Genomic DNA, 2,044 nt, shown 5'->3' with positions numbered 1-2,044 from the left:
CAACACCCACAACCCTGTCAGTGGCCTGCAGATAGACAACGAGCCTCAGAGCCCCAGGCCCAATTGCCACAATCCTCTCAACGTTTTCTGGAACCTCAACCGTCCTGCCAGCGGCATCAGTAACGGTGAGGGACTTCTCTCCACTCTTCCCGACCTGCTGAGAGCATCCGGCAAGCAGCACGGAAGGGACCAGGAGAACCAGTATCAGAACCGGCAAAAGCCTCATCACTCGCTCACCTCCATGAACCAGCCTATAACCGCGTTCTCGACACAGTCTATGTCCGACGAGTAGGGCTTGATGTCCACAACCAGGCTACCGTCGAGGGCATCAAGCCACCTGACCCTCAGAACGTTGCCCTTCACCTCCAAAAGCTCCACCACGCAAAACCCAATCGGGTTGGGTCTGTGGGGAGATCGGGTGGCAAAAACGCCCCTCACCTCATCCCCATAAGGTGTTTTCGTTGCCAGCACATCTCTCTTCGCCCTGTCGAGCCAGTAGAGTACGATTAAGTGAGTGCAGGTATCAATGTCCTTGAGGGCCGGGGAGAATTCCTCGAACACCTCGATCTCACTCACAGCACTGGAAAAACGGCCCTGATGGGGAGCCTGGGAGAAATCCCTGTAAGGCGATCTCACGACCCCGATTGGTGCCAAAGCCATCTCCACGCTATCACCCGACCTCCCCATACCTGCCACCGCTGAACCTAACGATTCCCCTGCCAACTACCGCGTAGAACTCTTCCCTGCATGATGGACACAGCCCGTCCCTGATCCTCGTGCTCATCACAAGCTCTCCGCACCTCTCACATCTCACGCTCTCGAAAATCGGCGCCTTTTCTATCCGAGGTGCTTCGACCTCGCTAACCCTGAAAACATCCTCAGCCCCGAGCAGCTTCCAGCCAATCTCCTCCCACGTTCGCCTGAACTCCGCCATCAGGCTCTCTTCCTCTTCCCTCCTTACTATCACCCTGTCAAACAGCTCCACCGCCCTTTCTTTGAAATAGTTCGCGAGAACCGCATCAAAGTCCACGTAAACTCTCACGGCCTTCCAGTCCGACCTCCTGACGAGCGTGAACGCGTTCTTTCCCACGTCGTGATATATCAGGGAGTTGTTTCCGAAGGTGCACCCAGTCGCCACCTGAACGCCATCTGAAAAGCAGTTATTGGTCTCGACGATGGCCAGAATCTCCTCAGAGATCGTATGGTCCTCGTCCCTCGATACGCCGAGTTTTTCCATCGCTATAAGCGAAGCCTTAACTCCGAGAGCCAGGTTAGGGCATATGTGACCGTGAAACTCCTTAGCTTTTAACAGAACCTCCTCAGCCTGCATCGCACCCAAGCCCGCAGTTAGTAATAAAAATTTTTTAAAAGTAACATGAATTAACACAGTTATACTAACTGGGTATTAGACCCCAACCCCTTTATTTCCTGTGGAAAAATGAAAAAAGCGACGACACGCGGTTTTTTAAAGACCGAAGAGTGAGAGCAGAAGATCAATTAAAAATAATTGCACATAACCTCTAAATAACGATAAGAGAGGAAAATAGACTGTTTAACCTCGCCAGCCTGCAGCTTGTCGGCTCACCAAGCCAATAACCGCCCGGTCCCACCGACCGAACACCTGTCCCACCCCTTCATTTCCTGTGGAGGTGCAGTTCTGACTGGGCACAGCAAACAACCCCCGACCCCATTACTTCCTGTGGAAGTTTCGCGAGATATCTTCATACCACTGACCACACTGACGTGAGAGTATATTCCTCCCTTCACACCACAGCTCCCGGAATACAGCAGAATCGAAGAATATACCCTTTCAATCCCTTCAAGGTCTGATTTTAACTCGCGGAGAACACTTCCACCTGCCCGTTCGCAGCACTCCTTTCAATCCCTTCAAGGTCTGATTTTAACCTTTGAATGGTCTTCCGAGGTCAACATCTCCCTTCTCACTTTCAATCCCTTCAAGGTCTGATTTTAACGTAAGATGCAAGAATTGCGGTAAGCCGGTCATTTATCCTTTCAATCCCTTCAAGGTCTGATTTTAACGCTG

2 protein-coding genes and 1 pseudogene are annotated in these 2,044 nt (G+C 51.8%); all 3 read right to left on the bottom strand.

What is annotated here, in order from left to right:
- A pseudogene (locus ACXJJC_RS02465) lies at positions 1 to 226 on the bottom strand (iron ABC transporter substrate-binding protein); the annotation flags it as partial.
- Positions 226 to 687: a tRNA (N6-threonylcarbamoyladenosine(37)-N6)-methyltransferase TrmO gene (gene tsaA, locus ACXJJC_RS02460; protein ID WP_456369196.1), complete on the bottom strand. Its 462-nt coding sequence runs from the start codon at positions 685 to 687 to the stop codon at positions 226 to 228. The gene tsaA and the pseudogene ACXJJC_RS02465, both read right to left, overlap by 1 nt.
- Positions 671 to 1,330 carry an FmdE family protein gene (locus ACXJJC_RS02455; RefSeq protein WP_456369194.1) on the bottom strand — a complete coding sequence of 220 codons (660 nt, stop codon included), beginning with the start codon at positions 1,328 to 1,330 and terminating at the stop codon, positions 671 to 673. Before ACXJJC_RS02455 ends, tsaA begins: the two co-directional genes overlap by 17 nt.
- Positions 1,331 to 2,044 lie beyond the last annotated feature (714 nt).

The sequence above is a fragment of the Geoglobus sp. genome (genome assembly GCF_054018175.1).
This window is presented reverse-complemented; position numbering and strand designations above follow the sequence as displayed.

Coding starts and splice junctions, on each gene's coding strand:
- tsaA (WP_456369196.1), bottom strand. CDS start 687: ATGGGGAGGTCGGGTGATAGCGTGGAGATGGCTTTGGCACCAATCGGG.
- ACXJJC_RS02455 (WP_456369194.1), bottom strand. CDS start 1,330: ATGCAGGCTGAGGAGGTTCTGTTAAAAGCTAAGGAGTTTCACGGTCAC.